This is a genomic window from Streptomyces xingningensis (assembly GCF_054957865.1).
Genome location: NZ_JBDJPF010000079.1, coordinates 1 through 23,789 on the forward strand (window position 1 = coordinate 1; position 23,789 = coordinate 23,789).

Genomic DNA, 23,789 nt, shown 5'->3' on the forward strand with positions numbered 1-23,789 from the left:
TGCGCCCACTAGCCGGCCTCGTAAGTGACCCGCATCTCATGAGCAGCCCCACACCGGATGCCGCCGCGACTCACTCACCGTGGGCATCCAGGCACACATCGCACGTGATGGCAAGCATTGAAAACCGGCCAGGTCCAGACCGGGAAACGGTAGGAACGCCTTCCTACTGTGCGCTACCGTGGACGGCGTGACCGTAAGAAAGCTGTCGATCTCGGTCCCGCCCGAGGTTGCGGAGACCATCAAGGCGGCCGCCGCCGAAGAGGGCCAACCCGTGTCCGCCTGGCTGGCGGAAGCCGCCGTCGAGAAGGCTCGGACCGCGGCCCTGTACGCCGCGGGCCGGGCTGCCGCCCAGGAGCTGGTGGCGGAGTACGAGAGCGAGCACGACAAACTCCCGGAGGAGTCGCGACAGCGCGCCCGCCGGTTCCTCATGGAAGCCGGACTTCTGGAGGACGAGCCCCGGCAGGCGGCCGGATAGTGCGCACCATCGTCTATGACACCGGAGCTCTGGTGGCCGCAGAGCGCCGCAATCCGGACTTCCTCGCCCTCCATGACGAACTCACCGCCGCCCGCGTCCGCCCCGTCGTGCCGGTGGTCGTCCTCGCCCAAGCATGGCGCGGCGGACCACAGCACCAGATCTCCCGAGTGCTCAAAGGCTGTGACATCCTCCCCGACGACCAGCGCACCGGGCGTGCCGCCGGGGTCGCATGTGGTGCTTCGGGCACGTCCGACGTGGTGGACGCGATCGTCGTCACCACGGCGATCCAGCTTCAGGCCGCCGTGGTCACCAGTGACCCGGACGACCTGAACCACCTGGCCGGCGCCCTCGGCGTGAAGCTCCGCCTCTTCGCCGTCTGATCGTCTCGGCGCCCTCACCTGCACACAGATGCCCACGCCGAGCAGGCCTTGGTCACCTCGGATCCGATCGTCGCCGACGGGCTCGTCCTCAGGACCACCGGCCAGGGTGCGGCACTACGCTGAGCCGGGCCGGTCCCGTATCAGCGAAGGAGTCCGCCGCCCATGACCGTCGTCCCCCTCGACCTGGCCTTCTTCCACCGCTTCCTGGACCGCGCCACGCGGGTCATCGTCGCCCGGGCCGGATACCTGACCGACCTTGACGCCGCCATCGGCGACGCCGACCACGGCGCCAACCTCAAGCGCGGCTTCGGCTCCGCCGCCAAGGCCCTGGCCGCCGAGCCTCCGGCCACGCCGGGGGCACTGCTGACCGCCTTTGGTGTGCATCTGACCAACACCGTGGGTGGCGCCTCGGGACCGCTGTACGGGACGGTGCTGCGCCGGATGGGCAAGGTGCTGGGCGACCAGGAGGAGATCGTCGAGCCCGCCGCGCTCGGCAATGCGCTGGCCGCCGCCGTGGCGAGCGTACGGCGGCTCGGCGACTCGGCCCCAGGCGACAAGACCATGGTGGATGCGCTGCAGCCGGCCGCCCATGCCTTTGCCGCCGCCCTGGAGAGCGGCGACGATGTGACGGACGCGCTGTCCGCCGCGGCGCAGGCGGCCCGGGAGGGCGCGGAGGCGACCATTCCGCTTCAGGCCCGGCGGGGCCGGGCCAGCTACCTCGGCGAGCGCAGCATCGGCCACCAGGATCCGGGGGCGACCTCCTCCGCGCTGCTGATCACCGCGTTGTACGAGGCCACCGACCCGCGGTTGTGCGCGGTGGAGCCGGAGACGGGGGTGTCCGGGGAGCCCACGGCGGAGCACGACCGGCCGGCCCGGATCGGTCTCGTCCTGGTCTCGCACAGCCGCGAGGTGGCCGACTCGACCGCCGCCCTGGCCAGGGCCCTGGTGGGGTCGGGTGATCCGGCGCCGATCGCCCTGGCCGGCGGCCTGCCCGACGGCTCGGTGGGCACCAGCGCCGGGCTGATCCGCAAGGCGGTCGAGGAGGCCGACGAAGGGGCGGGCGTGGTCGTGGTGTGCGACATGGGCAGCGCGGTGCTGACGGTCCGGGAGCTGCTGACCGGGCACCAGCTCAGGAACACCCATATCGCGGACGCCCCCTTCGTCGAGGGCGCCGTCGCGGCCGCCGTCACCGCCTCGGCGGGCGGCGACCTGGTCGCGGTGCTGGCCGCGGCGGACGACGCCCGTACGCACCGCAAGCTCTGACGCCGGACGTTCCGGCGGCGCTCAGCGGCTGAAGAGTTCGAAGGCCACGCCCGGGCGTCCGCCGAACCGCTCGGCGACGGCCGCCATGTTGCCTTCCAGGAAGGACCGGCAGTAGCGCTCCGGCTCCTCCTCCGTCAGTGCCTCGATATAGGTGCGGTGGCAGAGCAGCGAGCGCACGGCCCGGTCGAGGCCCGCACGGGCGTCGACGGCGTGGGTGGGGTGCGGGGAGCCTGCCACGGCGACATGGCGCACCCCGTTCCAGGGTGTCAGGCCCTCGTCGGCGAGCTCCGGGAAGATCCAGCGGTTGCCCGCGTCGGCGACGGCGTCCAGCGCGGCCCGGCCGACCGCCCGGTGGTCGGGGGTGTTCCAGGCGACACCGCCCCAGGTGTCATGGTGGTTGAGGGTGATGACGAGCTCGGGTCGGTGGCGGCGGATGGCGGCCGCGAAGTCGCGGCGCAGTGCGGTGCCGTATTCGATGAGGCCGTCGGGGTGGTCCAGGAATTCGACGGTGTCCACGCCGACGGCCGCGGCGCTCTCGCGCTGTTCGCGCTCCCGCAGGGGTCCGGCCTCCGCCGGGGTGAGGGTGTCGATGCCCGCCTCGCCGACGGTGGCCAGCAGGTAGGCGCATTCGCGCCCCTGGTCGAGCCAGCCGGCGATGGCGGCGGAGGCGCCGTATTCGAGGTCGTCGGGGTGGGCGACGATCGCGAGGGCGCGGTGCCAGTCGGTGGGCATCTCCTGGAGCTGGTCCGTCATGGCGGTTTCCCTTGGTTGTGGCGTCTGTGCCGAGATCATCGCACTGCCCGGGAACCGGACGGCGGTGCGGGCCGACTACCTGGTCCGGGCCCGTATCGGCGGGTCCGTGCACAACGAGTTCCTGGAGTGTTTGTGATGCGCCCTCGTGCGTGGTGCGGTGTGCTGGCCGCGGTGGCCCTGTCGGCGACGGCTTGCGGCGGCGGTGGCGAAGGGGAGGCGGAGAAGACGGGCGAGGAGCAGGCCCGGAGCGGCTTCCCGGTGAGCGTCACGGACTGCATGGGGGCGCGGACGGCCTTTGACTCGGCGCCGAAGAAGATCGTCACCAGCAATGCCTCCGCCCTCGAGCTGTTGCTGTGGCTGGGTGCGGACGACCGGATCGCCGGTACCGGCTTTCCGCCCGGCAAGGGCGCGGTGCCACAGCAGTTCGCCGGGCAGGCGGCGAAGGTGCCGGTGCTGGGCAGGACGGTGATACCGAAGGAGAAGCTGCTGGGCTCGGGCGCCGATCTGTATGTCGACTCGTTCTCCTCGATGAAGAACATGGGCAGGACGGGGGACGCCCCGACGCCCGAGGAGTTCAAGGCCGCCGGCATCAGGCACGTCTTCCTGAAGTCCACGGCATGCGCGGCGATGAACAAGTCCGCGCGCACCGACCTGTCCGGGGTGGAGGCCGACATCGAGGAGCTCGGCAGGGTGACCGGCACCTCGAAGCGGGCCGCCGAACTGGTCGCGGGGATGCGGAAGAAGACGGGCGAGGTGCGTGCGGCGCTGAAGTCCGTACCGCGGGACAAGCGGCCGACATACTTCCTCTTCGACTACGACGCGGGCACCAAGCAGCCGATGGCCGTGTGCAACCGGCAGGTCGCCAACGCGGTGATCACCGAGGGCGGCGGGCGGAATGTGTTCGCCGGCTGCGACGGCGACTTCAAGCCCGTGGACTGGGAGAAGGTGGTCGCCGGGAACCCGGACTGGATCCAGCTCGCGGTCCGCAACCGGGGCAGCGAAGAGGCCGACCGCAAGGCCTTCGACGAGGCGGCCGGCTTCCTCAAGTCCTTCCCGGCGACCAAGGACCTGACGGCGGTCAAGGAGGGACGCTTCCTGCGGATCGGCTCCGAGCGCACCACGATCGGCGGGGTGCGCAGCGCGGACACCGTCCGCGAGATCGCGCACACGCTCCACCCGGACCTGGTCAAGTAGGTGGCCGTGGTCGCCGCGGTGAAGGACGGGCAACGGGATCCGCGCACGGGCCTGTTCGCGGCCGTGCTCGGCATCGTCCTGCTGGTGGCTCTGGTCGCCTCGGTGTGCCTGGGCTCGACCCGGGTGCCGCTCGGGGACGTGTGGTCGGCGGTGGTGCGCGGAGTGACCGGCGAGGCCCCGGTGCCGGGCACCCAGGACCTGATCGTGTGGCGGCTGCGGGTGCCCCGGGCGCTGCTGGCGGCCGTGGTGGGCGCGGGCCTGGGCCTGGTCGGCACGGCCGTCCAGGCCCTGGTCCGCAACCCGCTGGCGGATCCGTACCTGTTGGGCATCTCCAGCGGAGCCTCGCTCGGCGCGGTCGCGGCGATCGTGCTGGGCGCGGGGGCGGGCGGGGCGCTCGGACTGGGCCTGTCCTCGGCCGCGTTCGCCGGTGCGCTCGCCTCCTTCGCCCTGGTGTGGGCCGTGGCCCGGCGCGGCGGAGGCTTCTCACCGCTGCGGCTGGTGCTGGCGGGGGTGGGGATCGGGCAGTTCCTGTCCGGCTTCACCCACTATCTGGTGCTCCAGGCCGGGGACGACCAGCAGACGCATGGCGTCCTGTTCTGGCTGATGGGCTCCCTCGGCGGGGCACAGTGGTCGACGCTCGGCGTGCCCGCCGCGGCCGTGCTCCTGGGCTTCATCGTGCTGCTGGCCCGCGCCCGTGCGCTCAATGCGCTGCTGATGGGCGACGAGACAGCGGCCGGCCTCGGCGTCGAGGTGGCCCGGCTGCGGCGTGAACTGTTCGTCGTCACCAGCGTGTTGACGGGGGTCCTGGTGTCGGTCTCCGGGGCCATCGGCTTCGTGGGGCTGATGGTGCCGCACGCGTGCCGGATGGTGGTGGGCGGCGACCACCGCCGGCTGCTCCCGGTGTCGGCGCTGTTCGGCGCCGCCCTGCTGGTGGTCGTCGACCTGATCGCCCGGACCGCGCTGCCCGACCAGGAGCTGCCGGTGGGCGTGGTCACCGCGCTGATCGGCGCGCCGACCCTGCTGTATCTGCTGGACCGGCGCCTGGAGCGGGCATGAGGACCTCCGTCGAAGACCTGACCGTGGCGTTCAGCGGACGAACCGTCGTCCATGGCGTGAGCATCCTTGCCGAGGAGGGGGAGATCGCCGGGCTGATCGGGCCGAACGGCAGCGGCAAGTCGACCGTGCTGCGCACCGTCTACCGGCATCTGCGGCCGCACGCCGGGCGGGTGCTGGTGGGCGGTACGGACGTCCGTACGCTGACCGCCGCCCAGTCCGCCCGGCGGGTGGCGGCGCTGCCGCAGGAGCGGGGGACGGACTTCGAGCTGTCGGTCCGCGAGGTCGTCGCGATGGGACGCACGCCTTATAAGCGGGCGTTCGCCGGTGAGGACCGGACGGACGCCGAGGCGGTGGCGGCGGCGCTGCGGCAGGTGGGCATGGACGGTGCCGGGCGGCGCCGCTTCTCCGCCCTCTCCGGCGGCGAGCGCCAGCGGGTGCTGCTGGCCCGCGCGCTCGCCCAGGACCCGAAGGTGCTGGTGCTGGACGAGCCGACGAACCATCTGGACGTACGGCACCAGGTGGAGCTGCTGGCCCTGTTGCGCGCCCAGCGCCGGACGACCCTGCTGTCCCTGCACGACCTCAACGCGGCCGCCTCGGTGTGCGACCGGCTGCATGTGCTGCACGAGGGGGCGGTGGTGGCTTCCGGGGCGCCCCGCGAGGTGTTGACCCCGGCGCTGCTGGCGGAGGTGTTCGGGGTCCGGGCCGCGGTGATCGAACACCCGCTCACGGGCGACCCGTTGATAGCCTTCGACCACCGGGCGGCGGTGGACGTGTCGGAGGTTCAGGGGAGCAATGGGGTGGTGCGGATGAAGGACATGCCGTGAACAGTGATGCCGTTGTTCTCCGTCGTGCGGGCAGCGCCGACGCGCTCCCCGCGGCCGATGTGTGGCTGCGTTCCTTCACCGCCGCGCTGCCGTCGGTGCGTCGTGCGCACGACGATGCCGAGGTACGGGCCTGGTTCTCACGCGTGCTTGTGCCGCAGTACGAGACCTGGGTAGCGGTCACCGAGGACAGTGTGGTGGGGCTCTTGGTGCTCAACGGCGCGGAGCTGAAGCAGCTTTATCTTGATCCGGCGTGGCGTGGGCGGGGGCTGGGCGATCGGTTCATGTCCCTGGCCAAGCAGCAGCGGCCGGACGGGCTGGTGTTGTGGACGTTCCAGGTCAACACATCGGCGCAGCGGTTCTATGAACGGCACGGTTTCATCGCGGTCGAGCGAACGGACGGGCTGTGCAACGAGGAGCGAGAGCCGGACGTCCGCTACGTCTGGCAGCCCCGGAAGTAACTCGGGGCGCAGCTCCCCTACCCCGCCACGCCCCGAACCCTCAGTGGAGGACGACGTTGTGGGCGGGTGTGACGTCCGGCCGGAGGTGCCCGTAACCCAGTTCGGCGATGACCGGGCCCAGGATCTCGGCGAAGGCCCCGAACGACTCCGGGGACTCCCATACATCGGTGACCCGCCAACCGCCCCCGACGGGACCGGCGATGTGGGCGAGCAGCCCGGGCACGGGCAGGTCGGCGGGTGAGGTGAAGTCGCGGCCGCCGGTGATCCGGCGGGTGCAGGTGTCGTACAACTCCTGTCCCGCGGCTGCGTCCTGGAGGTCGAAGGTGACGATGAGGGCCATGACCGGGTGCTCCTGTTCGTTGTCCGCCGGGCTCGGCGAATGCCGCCCCACGGTCTCGCCGCAGCGACGCCGGCGGTAATAGGTAAGGGGCGGCTCGCCGGGAGCATCAGGAGCGGACTTGCGCTTGACGGGCGCGGTGCCGATGCGGCGTGCTCGAGCCGTGCGGCCAGGGTGGCTGCCGAGGGGCAGAGCGGGGCAGTCCGCTACCCCGCCGCGTAGTGGCTCGGCCGACCGTCCCGCAACACCAGCCGGCCCAGTCGTTCGGCGTCCACCCGGCGCAGCAGCCGGGCCTCACCGTCCGCCTGTTGGAGCACGGCCGCATGCCACGGTGTGGCCCATGCGTCGCCGTGCTCCAGCAGCCGGATGCCGAACTTGGCGGCGCCCGGCGGCTGTGGGTGGATGGACAGCCGTACGGACCTCGGGTACCAGTCGGCGATCAGGTCGCCCCAGGCGCGGCTGCGGGCGATGACCCCGTACGCCCGCTCCCGGCAGGCCCGTTGCAGCGCCGAGCGGGAGCCGGTGAAGTGCGCGGTGTCCTCGACCAGGAAGCGGGTGATTCCCCGGTAGAGGCGGGCCGTCTCCTCGTCCGCGCGGGTCTGCGCCCGCAGCTCCGCGAGCGACGGCGCGAAGGCGTCGGTCACCAGGGCGCGCTTGGTGTCGTACGGCAGGTCCCCGTGCACCTGGCGCAGGTCGAAGGTGTCGAGGTGGCGCAGGTCCGCACCTTCGATCAGGCCCCGCAAGGTGTCCCCGTACGCATCGATTTGGGCGTCGGGGACGTTGATGAGGTCGCCGAAGATATGACCGTCCGAGCAGATGACCATCCGCGCCCCCGGCGGGTAGATCTCGCCGATCCGGGCGCAGAGGCGGTCGAGGAAGGCGAGCGAGAGCCGTTCGCCCTCGTCCGGGAGGTGCCCGAGGACCTTGGCGGGGTTCGGTGACTTGCAGGGAAATCCGGGGAGGGTGAAGAGGACCGGCTCTCCCGCATCCGTGAACTGCCGTATCTGGCTCAGCTGTTCCGGGTGGTCCACGGGATCCGGAGCAGCCGGGCCGACGGTGCGGTGGTGGGGCAGCAGGAGGCCCAGGACGCGGGCCTCGGGAGGTGCGGGCATGCGGGTGTCATCCATGGTCACGAGGGCACCCGGGCCGGTCGAAGGTGACGGGCAGTTCGGCCGTACCCCGGCCGAGGACGGCGGGAATCCAGGGCAGCCGCTCAGCGGGCACGGCGAGCCGCAGTCCCGGCAGCCGGCGGAGCAAGGTGCCCAGCGCCACCTGCAGTTCGATGCGGGCGAGGGCGGCGCCGGGGCAGAAGTGGCTGCCGTGGCCGAAGGCCAGGTGCGGGCCCTGGGCCCGGTCGAGGTCGAGCGTGTCGGGGCCGGGGAAGCGCCGGGGATCGCGGTTGGCGGCGCACAGGGAGACGATCACGGAGTCGCCGGCCGGGACGCGGGTGCCGTGCAGTTCGGTGTCCTCGGCGAGGAAGCGCCAGGTGGTGAGCTCGAAGGCGCTGTCCAGGCGCAGCAGTTCCTCGACCGCGCCCGGCATCAGCTCCGGCTCGGAGCGCAGCCGGGCCAGCGCCTTCGGGTGGCGGAACAGGGACACCAGGGCGGTGGTGATCTGGTTGGTCACCGGCTCCTGTCCGGCCACCAGCAGCTGGAAGATCATGGAGTCCAGCTCCTGCCGGGTCAGTTCACCCTCGTCCCGGGCGGTGACCAGGCGGCTCAGCAGCCCGTCGCCGGGGTCGGCCACCACATCGGCGATGTAGCCCTGGAGTCCGTGCAGCAGCTCCTCGTAGGCGGGGCGCCCGGGGTCCTCCGGGCCGACGGGTGCCACCACGCCGCCCCATTCCCGCCGGAAGCGGGCCGCGAGGTGCGGGGGCAGCCCGATGACCTCGGCGAGGACCTGGAAGGGGAAGCGGGCGGCGAAGCAGCGCACCAGGTCGGCGGTGTCCGCGACCTGCGGCACTTCGTCCAGCAGCGCGTCCGCCATCTCCTGGAAGCGGGGCCGCAGTTCCTCGACGCGGCGCGGGGCGAAGGCATCGGTGATCAGCCGGCGCATGGCGGTGTGCCGGGGCGGGTCCTGGTGGAGGAGGTGGACCTGGAGCTGTGAGTGCTGTGGTTCGGGCATGATCGAGGCACGGGCCCGCCAGCGGTCGTTGCCGAGCGCGTGGTTCTTGCCGAGGCGGGGGTCCGCCAGGGTGCGCTGGGCGGCAGCATGGCCGGTGACCAGCCAGGCGGTGACCCCGCTGGGGAACAGCACCCGGTGGATCGGGCCCGCCTCGCGCATCCGCGCGTACAGCGGGTAGGGATCACGCTTGTACTCGGGGCCGGAGAGAGGGACGGGGTCGGGCAGCGGCACGGTGGCGGTCTCCTCGGGACGTCGTGGACCCTGAGGAAGTCGGATGGCACCGAGGGTGAGTTCCCGGGCATTTGTACGGGCCTTGGGGAGTCCTTGGGAAGCCCATCCGTCATCTCCAGGTAGTCGGCCGGGCGGGGCCGCTGGTTCCCGGTGGCGAAAGGGACAATCCTCACGCGCCGCGCAGGGGGCGCGGGTTGCCGATCGCAAGCCGAACCATGCCACGATGCGACGATGACCGCACGTCACCCCCTCAGACCGTACGCAGCACTGATCGGCTTCGTCCTGCTGCTGGCCGCGTTCTTCGGCGTCGCGTACGCCGCCGGGTCCCTGGCCGGCCCCGTCTCCCCCGGGATGCACCGCACCGGCGGCGGCTCCGGGTCCGGAACCGGCTCCGGCGGCAGCGGCGGTGGCATGGACGGCATGCCGGGGATGGGCCGCTGATGAGCACCACGACGGCAGCGAGCACCGCCCAGACCGAGCTGATCGTCGGCGGCATGACCTGCGCCGCCTGCGTGGCCCGGGTGGAGAAGAAGCTCGGGCGGCTGGACGGGGTGCGCGCCAGCGTCAACCTCGCCACCGGCCGGGCGCGCGTCAGCCACCCGGCCACCGTGACCCCCGGTGAGCTGATGGCCGTGGTGGAGGGCGCGGGCTATACCGCGGCACTGCCGGAGCCGGAGCGGACGGACCGGCCGGACACCGCCGAGGACGCGCCCGCCCGGACCCGGCTGCTGATCACCGCGGCGCTGTCGGTGCCGGTGCTGGTCCTGTCCATGGTTCCCGCCCTGCAGTTCCGCAACTGGCAGTGGCTGTGCTTCGTCCTCGCCACCCCGGTCGCGGCCTGGGGCTCCTGGCCCTTCCACCAGCGGGCCCTGCGCGGGCTGCGGCATTCGACGGCGACCATGGACACCCTGGTCTCGCTGGGCGTACTGGCCTCGTACTCCTGGTCGGTGTACGCGCTGTTCTTTGGCGGTGCCGGGGAACCGGGCATGCGGATGCCCTTCTCGCTGACGCCCTCCGTGATGGGCGGCACGGCGGATGTCTACCTGGAGGCGGTGGTCGGCGTACCGCTGTTCGTGCTGGCGGGCAGGCTGCTGGAGTCGCGGGCCCGCCAGGGCACCGGCTCCGCGCTGCGGGCCCTGGCCTCGCTCGCCGCCAAGGACGTGGTGGTGCGGACGGACGGTGCCGAACACCGCATCCCCATCGAGCGGTTGCGGGTCGGCGACCACTTCGTGGTGCGCCCCGGGGAACGCGTCGCCACCGACGGCACGGTGGTGGCGGGCAGTTCGGCCCTGGACCTCTCCCTGGTGACGGGCGAGAGCGCGCCGGTGGAGGCCGGGCCGGGCTCGGCCGTGATCGGCGGCGCCGTCAACTCCGGCGGCCTGCTGGAGGTACGGGCCGAGGCGGTCGGCGCGGACACCCAACTCGCCCGCATCGCCCGGCTGGTGGAGGACGCACAGGCGGGCAAGGCCCGGGTACAGCGGATCGCCGATGCGGTGGCGGGCGTCTTCGTCCCGGCTGTCCTCACGGTCGCCGTCACCGTCCTCGGCTTCTGGCTCGGCGCGGGCGCGAGCCCGCAGGCGGCGGTCACCGCGGCGGTCGCGGTGCTCGTCGTCGCCTGCCCCTGCGCGCTGGGGCTGGCCACCCCCACCGCCCTGCTGGCCGCCACCGGCCGGGGCGCCGGCCTGGGCATCCTGGTCAGCGGACCGCAGGCGCTCGAGGGGCTGCGGCGGGTCGACACGGTGGTCCTGGACAAGACGGGCACGCTGACAACGGGGTCGATGGTGGTCACCGAGGTGGTGGCCCGGCCAGGTGGGCCCGGCGCCGAGGCCGCGCTGCGGCTGGCCGCGGCGGTCGAGACGGGCTCGGAGCACCCGGTGGGCCGCGCCGTGTGCGCCCACGCGCGCCGGGCGCCGGCCGGCGCGGGTGCCGGGCTGCCGGAGGTGGCGGACTTCACCGCCACCGCGGGGCAGGGCGTGGCCGGGACCGTCGAGGGACGGCGGGTGGAGGTTGTCCGCCCGGACGCGCCGCAGGCACCGTCGCAGCAGCCGCGGAAGTCCGGGGCCGGCCCGGGCCTGCCGTCCGTACTGGACACGGCGGTTCGCGACGCGGAGCGGGACGGCCGCACCGCGGTGCTGGTGCGGATCGACGGCACGGCCGAGGCCGTGCTCGTCCTCGGCGACACGGTGCGCTCCGGCTCCTACCGTGCCGTCGACCACCTCAAGCGGCTCGGCCTGCGGCCGGTGCTCGCCACCGGCGACAGCGCGGCCGCCGCCGGCGCCGTCGCCGCCGAGCTGGGCATCACCGAGGTGCATGCCCGGGCCACCCCCGAGGACAAGGCGGCGCTCGTCCACCGCCTCCGCGAGCGGGGACACCGCGTCGCCGTCATCGGCGACGGTGTCAACGACACCGCCGCGCTGGCCGGAGCGGACCTGGGCATCGCCACGGGCAGCGGCACCGACGCGGCCATCGGCGCGGCCGATGTCACCCTGGTCCGCGAGGACATGGGCGCCCTCGCGGACGCGGTGCGGCTGGCCCGCCGCACCTCGGTGACCGTGCGCGCCAACCTCGTCTGGGCCTTCGGCTACAACCTGGTCACCGTGCCGCTCGCCGCGGTCGGACTGCTCAACCCCATGCTCGCGGCCGCGGCCATGTCCGCCAGTTCGCTGCTGGTCGTGGGCAACAGCCTGCGGCTGCGCGGCTGGCAGCCGGTGCCCGCCCGCCGCGGCAGGACCACGCCCGGCACGCCCGGCACGCCCGGCACGCCCGGAAGGAAGAACGGCCGATGAAGGACTCTCTGCTGCGCACCGCACGGGCGGCCCTGGTCCCGGTCGCCGCGTGCGCCGTGACCCTGGGCGCCCTCGGCGCCTGGGCGGCCTCCGGTGCGGCGGGCCGCCCGGCGGCCGTGTCGGTGGCGGACGCCCGGGTGCTCGTGCCCTTCGGCACCGATGACACCGCCGCGTTCCTCCGGCTGGCCAACGACGGCGACCAGGACGACGAACTCGTCGCCGTGGCGGCGCCGTCGGCGGGCGGTGCCATGCTCAGCCGCACGGTCACCAGGAGGGGCGCGAGCCATATGGAGATGGCCGCCTCCGTGACCGTACCGGCCCATGGCTCGCTGACGATGTCCCCCCACGACCTCGACATCATGGTCTCCGCCCCGCCCCGCCTCAGGGTCGGCGACCGGCTCCCCCTCGTCCTGACCTTCCGCCGGAGCGGCACGGTACGGACCCAGGCGGAGGTCGTCCGGGCGGGCAGCGCGGCGCTGCTCCGGAGTTGACCGGCACCGGCGTCAAGGTCCGGTCAAGGCCCTGGCGGCGGCCCGCCACCCGTGATCGACTTCCCGGGTGACCACCGTGCTGTTCTCCATCCGCCCGGCCCCCTTCACCGCCTGGTTCCACCACCTGCTCACCCGCCCGTTCATCGAGATCGATGGCACCGAGCGTCCGGCGGAGTGGGGCAGCCAGACGGTCACCGTGCGGTCCGGCCCGCACCGGATCAACGTCTACTTCCGCTACCGCATGCAGCAGCGAACGCGCCTCGCGGAGTCGGGCAAGGACCTGACGCTGCCGGACACCGCGCGCCGGGTCCAGCTGCGCGCCCGCCTCGGTATCCGCAACGGCAGCACCTTCCGTATCGACGGCCCGGTGACGGGCCGGTAGGGACGGCCGGACGGCGGGCCGCCGGGTGTCCGGCGGCCCGCCCGCCCTATCCGGCCGCGCCGACCAGTACGCGCGCAGCGGACGCGGCCCGCTCGGCAGTCTCCAGCTGCCCGATCAGCGCCTCCCGCGCCCGCGCCACCCGTGAGCGCACGGTGCCGACCGGGCAGCCCACCACCAGTGCGGCCTCCGCGTATGGCAGACCGAGCAGCTGGGTGAGCACAAACGCCTCCCGGCGTTCACCGGGCAGCCGGTCGAGCAGCTGCGAGAGGGCCACTCCTTCGTCGAAGCCCGGCAGCTCCGCGGCCTGGGCGCGTTCCGCCGCCGTCTGCCAGTCGTCGGTGTCCGACAGCCGGGGGCGGGCCGCGTTGAAGCGCAGCCGGTCCACGACCGTACGGCGGGCGATCGACAGCAGCCAGGTCCGGGCGGAGGAACGGCCCTCGAAGCGCGGCAGCGCACGCAGCGCACGCAGATAGGTCTCCTGGAGGAGGTCGTCCGCCCCTTGGGGGTCGTTGCTCAGCCGGGCGACATAGCGCCGGACGTCGCTCTGGGTGGCACGGATGAAGCGCTCCACCGCGTCGGCGTCACCGCCGCGGGCCGCCAGCGCCCAGGCGGTCACCGTCTCGTCGTCACGCACGGCGGCCCCCGGTGCCACGGGCGCGCGGGGTGCCGGAGACCATGGCGGGGTGCACTGCTGTGAGGCTCATACCGCCATATCCGCCCGCGTCGACGACGAGGAGCCGCCGCCGGGCATCACCGACGCGGCGCTGGACGCGCATCTGCGGGACTGCGCCGAATGCCGCCGCTGGCAGGAGCGGGCACACCGGCTCAGGGTCCTCGCGGCGGGTCTGGACATCGGCTGAATCCTTGGGATCCATGGCCGGTGGGACATGCCGGAGGGGCACATCCTGGGAACAGGCAGGGGTCATCACCCTGGGTCCTTCCTGGGATCCGGGCGCCCGGTCGCGCCGCGCGCGCACTGCGCGCGCACCGCACGGGCGGGCCCGGTGACGGAACACGGCCTGACCGGCCACCGTCGGCGGCCCCGGCGGACCCCCTGATCGGACACGGGACTCGATCAGGACATGGGACTCGCGGGCTCAGCAGACGGCGACCCGGGCCGGCGGCGGACCACGGGTGGCGAGGACATGCGCATACAGCAGCTGCCGCAGCCGCTGCGCGGCGCGCGAGGAGCCGGCCCGGATGCGCGGCGGCCCGGACCACGGCACGGCATCGTGGAAGAGCACCAGCAGCGGGGCGAAGAGCCGGGCGCCCACCGCCCGGCCGAGCCGGAAGGCGGCCTGTTCGCCGCCGGACAGCCAGATGCCGCAGACGAGCGCCACCACGAGGTGTGCCGACCACATGCCGAGGGCGCCATGACCGACGTGCATGGCATGCATGGGCATGGCGTCCATGGAACCGCCGGTGCCGCCCGCGCCGGGCATGGCATGCCTCATGGCCATCCCCGCCGGGCCGCACAGCACCCGGCCCGGGTCCATGGGCGTCTGGTGCGTGTTCCCGGCGGGCATGCCCTGCGCGGCGTTCCGCGCGACCGTCTGCGCGATCGTGAAGAAGAAGTGCAGTGCGGTCTGCGCGCCCACCGTGGCGAGCGTGATCAGCAGCGGCCCGCGTTCGCGCCCCGCCAGGAACCAGGCACAGCCGCCCGTGCCGGACAGTGCCACGGCCACGGCCCACCACGGAACGTGCGTCCCGGACATCACCGCGTGCCCCAGGGCCGCGAGCAGCACACAGACCGCTGCGAACACCGCGGCCCGCAGCGCCCTCGGTACCTGCCCCGTCCGCTGCCCTGTTCTCATGACGTGCACATCGTTGCACCCGCCCCCGGCGGCGCGACGGCGGGGTGTGCGTGACCACCCCAAAACAGGCCCCCTGCGCCCCCCGAAGGGCGCAGGGCTCCGCCCCGTACCGTCCGCCCGGCGGTACGGGGCGGCGGGCCGCCGACTCGGGGGAGGGCCGGCGGCCCGGTCCCGTCGCGCCAGTTGGGACTCGCAGAAGCCAGTCTTCCGCGCACCGGGCCGGCCGGGGAGCGTGTGCGGGGGACGAGAACGGGTGCGGCATCGCACACCCCGTGTGAAAGGCCGGATTCCGGTCTTGACCCCGGCCCTCGAATGATCGATCATCGATCGCGGAACCATGGTTCCGCTGGACGGAACAAGGAGGTTCCGCCCATCCGGGAACGCGAAAGGGGAGCCGCCCGTGTCCCAGCTCGACCAATTGCCCGAATCCGACCCGTCCGAGGTCGCCGAGTGGCGCGAGTCCCTGGACGCCGCCGCCCGTTTCGGAGGGCCGCACCGGGCGGCACATCTGCTCCGCAGGACGGCCGAACACGCCGAGCGGACGGGACTGGACCTTCCGCCACTGCTGGAGACCCCCTACCTCAATACGATTCCGACCGCCGACGAACCGGCCTATCCCGGCGACGAGGAGCTGGAGCGCCGGATCACCGCCTGGAACCGCTGGAACGCCGCCGCGATGGTCACCCGCGGCAATCAACGCGCCGGGCTCGGCGGCCATATGGCGACCTTCGCCTCGGCCGCCTGGCTCTACGAGACCGGCTTCCAGCACTTCTTCCACGGCAAGGAGGCGGACAACTCGGGCGACCAGCTCTATATCCAGGGGCACGCCTCCCCCGGCATCTACGCCCGGGCCTTCCTCGAAGGACGCCTGAGCGAGGGCCAGTTGGACCGCTTCCGGCAGGAGGCGGCCGGCGACGGCCTGCCGTCCTACCCCCATCCGCGCCGACTGCCCTGGCTGTGGGAGTTCCCCACCGTCTCCATGGGGCTGGGCCCGCTCTCCGCGATCTACCAGGCCCGCTTCAACCGCTATCTGGAGCACCGGGGAATCAAGGACACCTCACGTTCCCGGGTCTGGGCCTTCCTCGGCGACGGCGAGATGGACGAGCCGGAGTCGACCGCCGCCCTCGCCCTGGCCGGCCGTGAGCGGCTGGACAACCTCACCTTTGTCATCAACTGCAATCTGCAGCGCCTGGACGGCCCGGTCCGCCCCAACTTCAAGATCGTGCAGGAGCTGGAGGCGCAGTTCCGCGCCGCCGGCTGGCATGTGGTGAAGTCCCTGTGGGGCACCGCCTGGGACAAGGTCTTCGCCCAGGACGCCGACGGGGCCCTGGTCCGCAGGCTGCGCGAGGTGCCGGACGCCCAGTTCCAGACCTATGCCACCCGGGACGCGGGCTATGTCCGCGACCACTTCTTCGGCACCTCCCCCGAACTCCGCGCCATCGGCGCCGGGCTGGGCGACGCCGCCCTGCTGGAGCTCTTCCGCACCTCCCGCGCGGGCCATGAGCCGCGCAAGGTGTACGCCGCCTACCGGGCCGCCGTCGAGCACCGGGGCGCGCCCACCGTGATCCTGGTGCAGACGGTCAAGGGCTACACCCTCGGCCCGGGCTTCGAATCCCGCAACGCCAACCACCAGATGAAGAAGCTGACCGGCAAGGAGTTCCGCGCGATGCGGGACCTGCTGGACCTGCCCATCCCGGACCGCGAGCTGGACGGCGAGCTGGTGCCCTACGCGCACCCCGGCACCGGCTCCCCCGAGGTGCGCTATCTGCGCGAGCGCCGGGCGGCGCTGGGCGGCCCGGCCCCCGCCCGCAAGGTGGTCGCCAAGCCGCTGCCGATGCCCTCGGCGAAGCCGTTCGAGGCGCTCCACAAGGGCTCGGGGCGGCAGGAGATCGCCACCACCATGGCCTTCGTCCGCCTGGTCAAGGACCTGATGCGGGAGAAGGAGACCGGCAGGCGCTGGGTGCCCGTGGTCCCCGACGAGGCCCGTACCTTCGGCATGGAGTCGCTCTTCCCCTCGGCCGGGCTCTACTCACCGGCCGGCCAGACCTATGACCCGGTCGACCGTGACCAGCTCCTCTACTACAAGGAGTCCAGGGACGGCCAGATCCTCAACGAGGGCATCACGGAAGCGGGTTCGCTGGCCGACTTCACGGCCGCTGCCACCTCCTACGCCACCCATGGCGAGCCGATGATCCCGTTCTATATCTTCTACTCCATGTTCGGCTGGCAGCGCACCGCCGACCAATTCTGGGCACTGGCCGACCAGTTGGGGCGGGGCTTTGTCATCGGCGCCACCGCAGGCCGTACCACCATGACCGGCGAGGGGCTCCAGCACGCCGACGGCCACTCGCACGTGATCGCCTCCACCAACCCGGCGGCGCTGAGCTACGACCCGGCCTTCGCCTATGAGGTTGCGGTCATCGTCCGCGAGGGCCTGCGCCGCATGTACGGGCCGAGCCCCGAGGACGTCTTCTACTACCTCACCGTCTACAACGAGCCCAAGGTCCAGCCGCCCATGCCGGCCGGCGTGGAGGAGGGCATCCTCAAGGGCCTCTACCGCTACCGCGAGGCCGACGCCCCGTCCGCCGACGCCCCGCGCCTGCAGCTGCTGGCCTCCGGCACGGCCATCCACTGGGCGCTGGACGCCCAGCGGTTGCTGGCCGAGGACTGGGGTGTGGCCGCCGATGTCTGGTCCGCCCCGTCCTGGACCGAGCTGCGCCGCGACGCCTTGTCCTGCGACGCGGCGCGCCTGCGGGGCGAGGACCGAGTGCCTTATGTGACCCGGGTGTTGCACGGTGCGCCGGGACCGGTGGTGGCCGTCAGCGACTGGATGCGGGCGGTTCCGGATCAGATCGCCCCCTGGGTCGAGCAGGACTGGACGTCCATTGGCACCGATGGGTTCGGTCTCTCCGACACCCGGGAAGCGGCCCGCCGGCACTTCGGCGTCGACCCGCAGTCGGTCACCGTCGCCGCGCTGGCGGCCCTGGCCCGCCGCGGCGAGGTCAAACCGGCCACGGTCGCGGCGGCCGCGCGGCGCTACGGCTTGGACGCCTGAGGCTGCTCCGCCGCGCTCCGGCCCGGCAGCCAGGCCGCGCTGTTCTTGTCGCCCATATACCTGCCGATCGCCCCCTTGATCACCGAGAGGGCGGCCGGCAGGGCCGCGATGGCGGCGGCCTTGAGCGCGGAGACGCTGGTCAGGTCGAACCCATCGGCGATGATCAGGCCGAGAAAGGTGGTCACGTACGCGGCGATGGTGCGCTCGGCTATGTCGACAAGCACCTTCTTGTTCATGGCTCTTCCATCCTTCGCGATGCGGGCATACAGACATTCGCCTGATGTGTACACCACATAGGCAGGGCTTGGACCACCGGTCCCTGGGTAGCCACTTGCCGTCGCCGCCCGCGACGGAGCGGGCGGCAGTGTCCCAGGAGGCCGTCACCATGACCCGATACGCCGCCCCCGGCTCCTCCGACGCGGTCGTCTCCTTCCGCCCGCGCTACGACCACTGGATCGGCGGTGAGTACATACCCCCGGCGCGGGGGCGCTACTTCGAGAACCCGACCCCGGTGAACGGCCAGGCCTTCACCGAGGTCGCGCGCGGCACCGCCGAAGACGTCGAGCGCGCCCTGGACGCCGCCCACGCCGCCTTCCCCTCCTGGTCCCGCACCTCCCCCACGGAGCGCGCGGCGGTCCTCAACCGCATCGCCGACCGCATGGAACAGCATCTCGAGGCCCTGGCAGTCGCCGAGTCCTGGGAGAACGGCAAGCCCGTCCGCGAGGCCCTGGCCGCCGACATCCCGCTCGCCATCGACCACTTCCGCTACTTCGCCGGGGCCATCCGGGCCCAGGAGGGCAGCCTCTCCGAGCTCGACGAGGACACCGTCGCCTACCACTTCCACGAACCGCTGGGTGTGGTCGCCCAGATCATCCCGTGGAACTTCCCCATCCTGATGGCGGCCTGGAAGCTCGCCCCGGCCCTGGCCGCCGGCAATGCCGTCGTCCTCAAGCCCGCCGAGCAGACCCCCGTCTCCCTTCACGTCTGGCTGGAACTGGTCGCCGACCTGCTCCCGCCGGGGGTGGTCAACATCGTCAACGGCTTTGGCGTGGAGGCCGGCAAGCCGCTCGCCGCCAGCCCCCGGGTCGCCAAGATCGCCTTCACCGGTGAGACCACCACCGGCCGCCTGATCATGCAGTACGCGTCCGAGAACCTGAAGCCCGTCACCCTCGAACTCGGCGGCAAGAGCCCCAACATCTTCTTCGACGACGTCTCCGCCGCCGACGACGACTTCCTCGACAAGGCTCTCGAGGGCTTCACCATGTTCGCCCTCAACCAGGGCGAGGTCTGCACCTGTCCGTCCCGCGCCCTCATCCAACGCGGCCACTACGCCGCCTTCCTGGAAGCCGCCATCGCCCGCACGGAAGCCATCGTCCCGGGCCACCCCCTGGACACCGGTACGATGATCGGCGCCCAGGCCTCCAACGACCAGCTGGAGAAGATCCTGTCCTACCTCGACATCGGCAAGCAGGAGGGCGCCCGCATCCTCACCGGCGGCTCCCGGGCCCACCTCGGCGGCGAACTCGGCGGCGGCTACTACGTCGAGCCGACCATCTTCGAGGGCAGCAACCGGATGCGGATCTTCCAGGAGGAGATCTTCGGGCCGGTCGTCGCCGTCACCTCCTTCACGGACTTCGACGACGCCATCACCCTCGCCAATGACACCCTCTACGGCCTGGGCGCAGGCGTCTGGACCCGCGACGGCACCACGGCCTACCGGGCCGGCCGCGCCATCCAGGCGGGCCGGGTCTGGACCAACTGCTACCACGCCTACCCGGCGCATGCCGCCTTCGGCGGCTACAAGCAGTCGGGAATCGGGCGGGAGGGGCACAAGATGATGCTGGATCACTACCAGCAGACGAAGAACCTGCTGGTGAGCTACTCGGCACAGAAGCTGGGGCTGTTCTAGGGGAGTTGGGAGGGCCGCTGAGCTGCGCGTATGGCGCTCAGCGGCCCTTCGCTCCGCGGAAGGCCGTGCCAGCCAAGGCCGCCCGCCATGCGGCCTATGTCTCACTCTGTCTCACGTGAATACCGTTCCTGACCAGCGTCTCCGGGCCAGTCACGGGCCAAGTCGGGGTATCGCTGCGGAGGCCCACTCGTCGACGAGCACTCCTGCTCGATGGCGCCCAATCTCCCAAGCACTACGGCACCTTGGAGATGTCAAGGGCGACACCTCGACGAGTTCGACGCCTCGGGCTTGACCACCACCGCAACACGGACAACTGGCTGCTGCCTAAGAGTTGCTCGGCGCGAGTGCTGGACGCTCACTCAACTACCTGCCCGTACCTATCAGGAGAGCTCGGAGGTTGGGACCGATCCGGTCCCAACCTCCAAGACCACGGTCCGCTCGGTCACCGGCGGATGAGCAGCTCGGCGATGCGGGCCGCAGCGTCGACGAACGAGCCGATCACACCGAGCCTGCGCCACCACCTGTCCTTCTCCTCGTCTCCGCGACGGCTCACCTATGTCTCCCTCCACTGAACGGGCCAGCCCCGTGCCGACCTCTCAGACCAGCGTCAACCCAAGATCACGGCGCTGAATACGAGCGATGACACGCGCAGCCGAGAACGGACGGCGCATACTGCATATGGACGTTCGCGGACGATGGCGGACAGGCGGAGGTCGACGATGCCCAGACTCCGGTTCCCTTCCGGCCTTGAGCCTGGCCCGCTCCACGACTTGATGACGGATCTTCACTGCCTGCACGCGCTGGCAGGATGGCCGAGCGCAACGGTCCTGGCGAAGCAGCTCAAGGTAGGCCGCTCGACCATTCACCAGCTGTTCACCCAGCCTCGTCTACCTAACAGAACCATCTTTTTCGATGTGGTCGAGCTGATGGCGAAGCAGGCACGCCGGATTGACGAGGACGAATGGTGCGACAGGCTCTGCACACGATGGATGGCGACCTACGACGCACATCGGCTTTCGATCAACCTGGCCGAAGCACTTCAGCCGACCGCGCCATCAGATACGGGAGACTCCGGGACCGCATATTCCACGATGAATAATGACATGCGGGCCTTTCAGGCCGGCCGAGACCAACATGTCGCCGGTCCTGGCGGAAGCGGACTACCTCACCCCATGCCCGATCCGGCGCGGTCTCGCGCCCTCTTCATCGGAGCCGCCGACTTCCGCGACCCACAGCTTCCAGGGCTACCGGGCGTCGCAAGGGGAATGCGCAGACTCCACACGGCAATGACACGACCCGACTGGGGGTCGTTTCCGAGACCTGATCACGTCACAGTGCTGCTCGACCAGGACCGGGGTCGGATTTTCGAGGCAGTGAGCGATGCCTGCTCGCGCGCGCGGGACGTCCTTTTCCTCTATCTAGCCGGACACGGCCTGCTGTCGTCGAATGGTGAGTTGCTGCTCGCTGAGCCAGACACCAGGGCAGGCCAGGGCACGGTCGAGCTCACCGCGCTGCCCTACTCCGTCTTGCGCAATAAGCTTGCGGCAAGCAAGGCGCACCGGAAGGTCGTCGTTCTCGACTGCTGCTACTCGGGCCGCGCGGTAGAGGCGATGGGGCCACTCTCGGGAACGGCCATGATGGAGGCGAGCACGATCGTGCTCGCCTCCACCGGCCCGTATGGTGCGGCATTCCTCGACGGACCTGACGGAGCACCCGGCATGACGGACACATTGAGCGCCATCCTGGAAGCAGGCATCATCGACGGCCCCCAGTTTCTCGACCTGGACACAATCCACGCAGAGCTAAAATCACGGCTTGCCATGCAGCGCTTCCCGATGCCCGTCCTGAGTACTCGACTCCACATCACCAATGCGGGCACCGTCGCCCTCGGCAGAAACCCGCCCTATCACCCTTCGCATGAAGCCTGATCAAGCCGAGGCCTACTGCATCGACTTGCAAAGTGCAAAGAAGAAAGCGCCACCAGCGCAGCAGATCCGTGCCGTACGAGCATGGCATCACCTGTTGTTCCACTCCTTCATGGCCTCCTCGATCCGCTTGTTCGCCCGCTCTTGGCCTTCCGCGAGGACCTTGGCATAGACCCGGAACATCACCGCCATGCTGTGGCCAGCGCGTCGGGCGCACTCCGCTGGATCCACACCAGAGTGGAGCCAGAACGAAATTCCCGCGTGCCGAAGGTCGTACGGGCGTCTGGCCAGCAGCGAGGACCGCTCCGGCTCGGCAAGCGCCAGCTCGCGTGCCCTCTTCCAGGTCCTGTTGTACGCGGCGTGCTGGACGTACAGCTCCTTCTCGCTGCGGAAAAGACGCCCGTCCGGGGCAGTTCCGTACTGATCGATGTGGGAGCGGAGTTTTTCGACGAACTCCGGCGGTATCGGAACGGTGCGTATCTCCTTCGGTGCTCGCCGCTTGAGCGAATGCACTTCGTGCGCTTGGCCGTTGTCTGTCCACTCCCGCCCGGCGAGTACGACACCGCCGCGCAAGGTGAGTGTCCCCCAGCCTGTCTCCGGCAGGTGGCACTGCGAGAGACCCAGCCTGATGACCTCGGCGGGGCGCATCGCGGCGTAGTACATGCAGCCGAAGAAGGCCTCGAGGTGCGGTCCTCGGCCGCGTTGACGGCGGACAGCCTCGAGTAACTGCGCCACTTGCAGCGGGTTCGCCACGCACTCCGGATCGACTTCTTCGGTCGCCCTCGGCGCCTGCCATTTCGTCCTCAGCACAGGGTTGACTGCGAAGTAGCCCTTCTCAACGGCGAAGCCTAAGACGTCGCTGAGCGTGGCTCGCTTTCGCAGAGCGGTTTTGGCAGCGGCTGGTTGCCCGTCGAGCTTGCGTGTTAAGGCGTGGAGCACTTGCCGTAGGACGATTGGATCATCGAGTGAGCTCAGAGGGAGGGAATGCTGCTCAGCCCAGTGCAGTGCTTCGAGCCACTCTTCGGGCGGCTGGGTCTTCCACATGTTCTTGTTGAATGCCCAGCTGTAGAGAGCCCGGCGCAGAACACGGGGATCCGGCTGTCCTGGGCCCGGTTTCGTCAACGCCGGCGTCACCGTTGCCAGAGCATCAGCCAAGGTGCGGCGGGTGTTGCCAGGTGTGTGGTCCCACTTCTGCTCGATGTAGTCGTGGGCGTGCTGGTACCAGGTGGTGCGCTGCTTGAGCGTGCGCAGTTCGGACGCCGGCAACCCTGAGGTCTCGTCGAAGGGCTCCCCTTCTCGCGCCGCCGTCATGAGCTTGGAACGGCGGCTCTCCGCAAGACCGATGGTGATGAATGACTCGGAACTCTCACGTCCGTTGACCGTCCACCTCACTTCGAAAGGACTTCGGCGGCCGGAACGCTCCCGGATGTCCCAGAATCGGACTCGGTAGCTCATGCCCATCAGCGGTTGGTCTCCTCGCATCCCGCCCACCAGGCGTCGAGGTCGGCGCGGCGGAAGCGCAGGTGGCCGTTGGGCAGCTTGCTGCACTTGGGGGCCTTGCCGCGGGCGCGCATGCGGTAGAAGGCGGCTCGGGAGATGTCGAGTTCTTCGAGGACGTCGGTGAGTTTCAGGCGGGGTTCGCGGGCGCGGGGCAAGGTCAGGCCTCCTCTGCGGCAGGCGGGTTGACGGTGAGGTAGATGCGGACGAGGTGGCTCGGCGGGCGGTCGGGGTAGGGGCGGCTGGTGTCGAGGACGTCCAGGACGCGGGCTATGCGGTCGGCGGTGCGGCGGCATTCGTCTTCGGTGCCGTGGAGGCGGATGCGCATGGGTCAGCTCCTGGGGATGCGGGTGGGGTCGCACGTGGTGTGTGTGCGGTCGCCGGCCTCGATGGCGAAGTCCGGGAGTGGGAGGCTGCAGACCTCGCAGGGGGTGGTGGCATCCGAGAGGTGCTGCATTGCAGCGCCCGGAGCACCCGCAGCACCCGGAGGGGTGGAAATGCGCTGGTCGGGTGGGGTGGCCGGTGCGGGTGCTGGCGAAGTTGCAGCACCCGGTGCAGCGCCCGCAGCACCCGGCGCGGCGGGCTTGCGGGTGCTGCGGGTGCTGGTGCGGGTGCTGCGGTCGGTGTCAGCACCCGGAGAACGTTGCAGGTCAGGTGCTGTTTCGGGTGCTGCGGGTGCTCCGGGTGCTGGAATGCAGCGCCTCTCTGGTGAGGTGAGGCGGTAGAGGCGTGAGCGGTTGCCATCAGGCTGGCGTTGGGAGTCGTCGACGTCGATGCCGATGTCAATCCCCTGAAAACGTAGAGTCCTTGGTTATGCAGCCAGGACCTTTTGGCT

26 protein-coding genes and 1 pseudogene are annotated in these 23,789 nt (G+C 71.2%); 17 read left to right on the plus strand and 10 right to left on the minus strand.

Translation table 11 applies throughout. The features are described 5' to 3' along the window. Window positions 1–187: 187 nt before the first annotated feature. From ABCR83_RS28980 to dhaM, 4 genes and pseudogenes are all read left to right on the plus strand, one after another. Window positions 188–475, plus strand: a complete 288-nt coding sequence (locus ABCR83_RS28980) for a hypothetical protein (protein WP_462698186.1) — start codon at window positions 188–190, stop codon at window positions 473–475. Next, window positions 475–855, plus strand: a complete 381-nt coding sequence (locus ABCR83_RS28985) for a PIN domain-containing protein (protein ID WP_462698187.1) — start codon at window positions 475–477, stop codon at window positions 853–855. The genes ABCR83_RS28980 and ABCR83_RS28985 overlap by 1 nt, the downstream gene beginning before the upstream one ends. 162 nt (window positions 856–1,017) lie before the next feature. Then, window positions 1,018–1,647 (plus strand): annotated as a pseudogene (gene dhaL / locus ABCR83_RS28990) (dihydroxyacetone kinase subunit DhaL); the annotation flags it as partial. A 42-nt stretch (window positions 1,648–1,689) separates the two neighbouring features. Further along, window positions 1,690–2,118 (plus strand): dihydroxyacetone kinase phosphoryl donor subunit DhaM, encoded by a 429-nt coding sequence (gene dhaM / locus ABCR83_RS28995; RefSeq protein ID WP_462698211.1) that lies wholly within the window; start codon window positions 1,690–1,692, stop codon window positions 2,116–2,118. A gap of 21 nt (window positions 2,119–2,139) precedes the next feature. Here dhaM and ABCR83_RS29000 read toward each other — a convergent pair whose 3' ends face one another. Next, window positions 2,140–2,871 (minus strand): PIG-L deacetylase family protein, encoded by a 732-nt coding sequence (locus tag ABCR83_RS29000; RefSeq protein WP_462698188.1) that lies wholly within the window; start codon window positions 2,869–2,871, stop codon window positions 2,140–2,142. On the opposite strand from ABCR83_RS29000, the gene ABCR83_RS29005 reads away from it, so the two are divergent. Genes ABCR83_RS29005 through ABCR83_RS29025 form a run of 5 tightly spaced genes read left to right on the plus strand, consistent with a single transcriptional unit; the run spans window position 2,870 to window position 6,403 of the window. Further along, window positions 2,870–3,007: a hypothetical protein gene (locus tag ABCR83_RS29005; RefSeq protein ID WP_462698189.1), complete on the plus strand. Its 138-nt coding sequence runs from the start codon at window positions 2,870–2,872 to the stop codon at window positions 3,005–3,007. The genes ABCR83_RS29000 and ABCR83_RS29005 overlap by 2 nt on opposite strands. Next, window positions 3,007–4,065 carry an ABC transporter substrate-binding protein gene (locus ABCR83_RS29010; protein ID WP_462698190.1) on the plus strand — a complete coding sequence of 353 codons (1,059 nt, stop codon included), beginning with the start codon at window positions 3,007–3,009 and terminating at the stop codon, window positions 4,063–4,065. Before ABCR83_RS29005 ends, ABCR83_RS29010 begins: the two co-directional genes overlap by 1 nt. A 6-nt stretch (window positions 4,066–4,071) precedes the next feature. Next, window positions 4,072–5,121, plus strand: coding sequence for a FecCD family ABC transporter permease (locus ABCR83_RS29015; protein WP_462698191.1), 1,050 nt, complete (start codon window positions 4,072–4,074; stop codon window positions 5,119–5,121). Continuing rightward, window positions 5,118–5,945: an ABC transporter ATP-binding protein gene (locus tag ABCR83_RS29020; RefSeq protein ID WP_462698192.1), complete on the plus strand. Its 828-nt coding sequence runs from the start codon at window positions 5,118–5,120 to the stop codon at window positions 5,943–5,945. Before ABCR83_RS29015 ends, ABCR83_RS29020 begins: the two co-directional genes overlap by 4 nt. After that, window positions 5,942–6,403: an N-acetyltransferase family protein gene (locus ABCR83_RS29025; RefSeq protein ID WP_462698193.1), complete on the plus strand. Its 462-nt coding sequence runs from the start codon at window positions 5,942–5,944 to the stop codon at window positions 6,401–6,403. Before ABCR83_RS29020 ends, ABCR83_RS29025 begins: the two co-directional genes overlap by 4 nt. Window positions 6,404–6,443: 40 nt before the next feature. Here the strand turns inward: ABCR83_RS29025 and ABCR83_RS29030 are convergent, their stop codons facing one another. The 3 genes from ABCR83_RS29030 to ABCR83_RS29040 form a co-directional block, all read right to left on the minus strand. After that, window positions 6,444–6,743 (minus strand): hypothetical protein, encoded by a 300-nt coding sequence (locus ABCR83_RS29030; RefSeq protein ID WP_462698194.1) that lies wholly within the window; start codon window positions 6,741–6,743, stop codon window positions 6,444–6,446. A gap of 203 nt (window positions 6,744–6,946) precedes the next feature. Continuing rightward, the gene (locus ABCR83_RS29035; RefSeq protein ID WP_462698195.1) at window positions 6,947–7,867 is read right to left on the minus strand and encodes an L-tyrosine/L-tryptophan isonitrile synthase family protein; all 921 of its coding nucleotides are present in this window, start codon (window positions 7,865–7,867) and stop codon (window positions 6,947–6,949) included. Then, entirely contained in the window at window positions 7,860–9,095 is a 1,236-nt protein-coding gene (locus ABCR83_RS29040; protein WP_462698196.1) for a cytochrome P450 family protein, read from the minus strand. The genes ABCR83_RS29035 and ABCR83_RS29040 overlap by 8 nt, the downstream gene beginning before the upstream one ends. A gap of 231 nt (window positions 9,096–9,326) precedes the next feature. Between ABCR83_RS29040 and ABCR83_RS29045 the strand changes: the two genes are divergently transcribed. The 4 genes from ABCR83_RS29045 to ABCR83_RS29060 all read left to right on the plus strand — a co-directional run bounded on the left by ABCR83_RS29045 (window position 9,327) and on the right by ABCR83_RS29060 (window position 12,754). Further along, window positions 9,327–9,536: a hypothetical protein gene (locus ABCR83_RS29045; RefSeq protein ID WP_462698197.1), complete on the plus strand. Its 210-nt coding sequence runs from the start codon at window positions 9,327–9,329 to the stop codon at window positions 9,534–9,536. After that, on the plus strand, window positions 9,536–11,881 hold the full coding sequence (locus tag ABCR83_RS29050) for a heavy metal translocating P-type ATPase (RefSeq protein WP_462698198.1): 2,346 nt from the start codon (window positions 9,536–9,538) through the stop codon (window positions 11,879–11,881). The genes ABCR83_RS29045 and ABCR83_RS29050 overlap by 1 nt, the downstream gene beginning before the upstream one ends. After that, complete coding sequence (locus ABCR83_RS29055; protein ID WP_462698199.1) at window positions 11,878–12,372, plus strand: copper chaperone PCu(A)C; 495 nt, start codon at window positions 11,878–11,880, stop codon at window positions 12,370–12,372. The genes ABCR83_RS29050 and ABCR83_RS29055 overlap by 4 nt, the downstream gene beginning before the upstream one ends. Window positions 12,373–12,439: 67 nt before the next feature. After that, window positions 12,440–12,754 carry a hypothetical protein gene (locus tag ABCR83_RS29060; protein WP_462698200.1) on the plus strand — a complete coding sequence of 105 codons (315 nt, stop codon included), beginning with the start codon at window positions 12,440–12,442 and terminating at the stop codon, window positions 12,752–12,754. A 46-nt stretch (window positions 12,755–12,800) separates the two neighbouring features. Here ABCR83_RS29060 and ABCR83_RS29065 read toward each other — a convergent pair whose 3' ends face one another. After that, complete coding sequence (locus ABCR83_RS29065) at window positions 12,801–13,388, minus strand: sigma-70 family RNA polymerase sigma factor (protein WP_462698201.1); 588 nt, start codon at window positions 13,386–13,388, stop codon at window positions 12,801–12,803. 49 nt (window positions 13,389–13,437) lie between these two features. On the opposite strand from ABCR83_RS29065, the gene ABCR83_RS29070 reads away from it, so the two are divergent. Further along, window positions 13,438–13,614, plus strand: coding sequence for a zf-HC2 domain-containing protein (locus ABCR83_RS29070; protein WP_462698202.1), 177 nt, complete (start codon window positions 13,438–13,440; stop codon window positions 13,612–13,614). 237 nt (window positions 13,615–13,851) lie between these two features. Here the strand turns inward: ABCR83_RS29070 and ABCR83_RS29075 are convergent, their stop codons facing one another. Continuing rightward, entirely contained in the window at window positions 13,852–14,568 is a 717-nt protein-coding gene (locus tag ABCR83_RS29075) for a hypothetical protein (RefSeq protein WP_462698203.1), read from the minus strand. Window positions 14,569–14,905: 337 nt separating this feature from the next. On the opposite strand from ABCR83_RS29075, the gene aceE reads away from it, so the two are divergent. Further along, window positions 14,906–17,623, plus strand: coding sequence for a pyruvate dehydrogenase (acetyl-transferring), homodimeric type (gene aceE / locus ABCR83_RS29080; protein WP_462698204.1), 2,718 nt, complete (start codon window positions 14,906–14,908; stop codon window positions 17,621–17,623). Here aceE and ABCR83_RS29085 read toward each other — a convergent pair. Beyond that, window positions 17,605–17,859 (minus strand): holin, encoded by a 255-nt coding sequence (locus ABCR83_RS29085; RefSeq protein ID WP_462698205.1) that lies wholly within the window; start codon window positions 17,857–17,859, stop codon window positions 17,605–17,607. The two genes, aceE and ABCR83_RS29085, sit on opposite strands and share 19 nt — an antisense overlap. Before the next feature lie 149 nt (window positions 17,860–18,008). On the opposite strand from ABCR83_RS29085, the gene exaC reads away from it, so the two are divergent. Continuing rightward, entirely contained in the window at window positions 18,009–19,532 is a 1,524-nt protein-coding gene (gene exaC / locus ABCR83_RS29090) for an acetaldehyde dehydrogenase ExaC (protein WP_462698206.1), read from the plus strand. Between the two features lie 773 nt (window positions 19,533–20,305). Next, window positions 20,306–21,460 carry a caspase family protein gene (locus tag ABCR83_RS29095; protein WP_462698207.1) on the plus strand — a complete coding sequence of 385 codons (1,155 nt, stop codon included), beginning with the start codon at window positions 20,306–20,308 and terminating at the stop codon, window positions 21,458–21,460. Window positions 21,461–21,547: 87 nt separating this feature from the next. Here the strand turns inward: ABCR83_RS29095 and ABCR83_RS29100 are convergent, their stop codons facing one another. The 3 genes from ABCR83_RS29100 to ABCR83_RS29110 are packed head-to-tail and all read right to left on the minus strand — an operon-like array spanning window position 21,548 to window position 23,282. Next, a complete protein-coding gene (locus ABCR83_RS29100; RefSeq protein ID WP_462698208.1) occupies window positions 21,548–22,918 on the minus strand; it encodes a tyrosine-type recombinase/integrase in 1,371 nt (456 codons plus the stop codon). Beyond that, entirely contained in the window at window positions 22,918–23,112 is a 195-nt protein-coding gene (locus ABCR83_RS29105) for a helix-turn-helix transcriptional regulator (RefSeq protein ID WP_462698209.1), read from the minus strand. The genes ABCR83_RS29100 and ABCR83_RS29105 overlap by 1 nt, the downstream gene beginning before the upstream one ends. A 2-nt stretch (window positions 23,113–23,114) precedes the next feature. Next, entirely contained in the window at window positions 23,115–23,282 is a 168-nt protein-coding gene (locus ABCR83_RS29110; RefSeq protein ID WP_462698210.1) for a hypothetical protein, read from the minus strand. Window positions 23,283–23,789 lie beyond the last annotated feature (507 nt).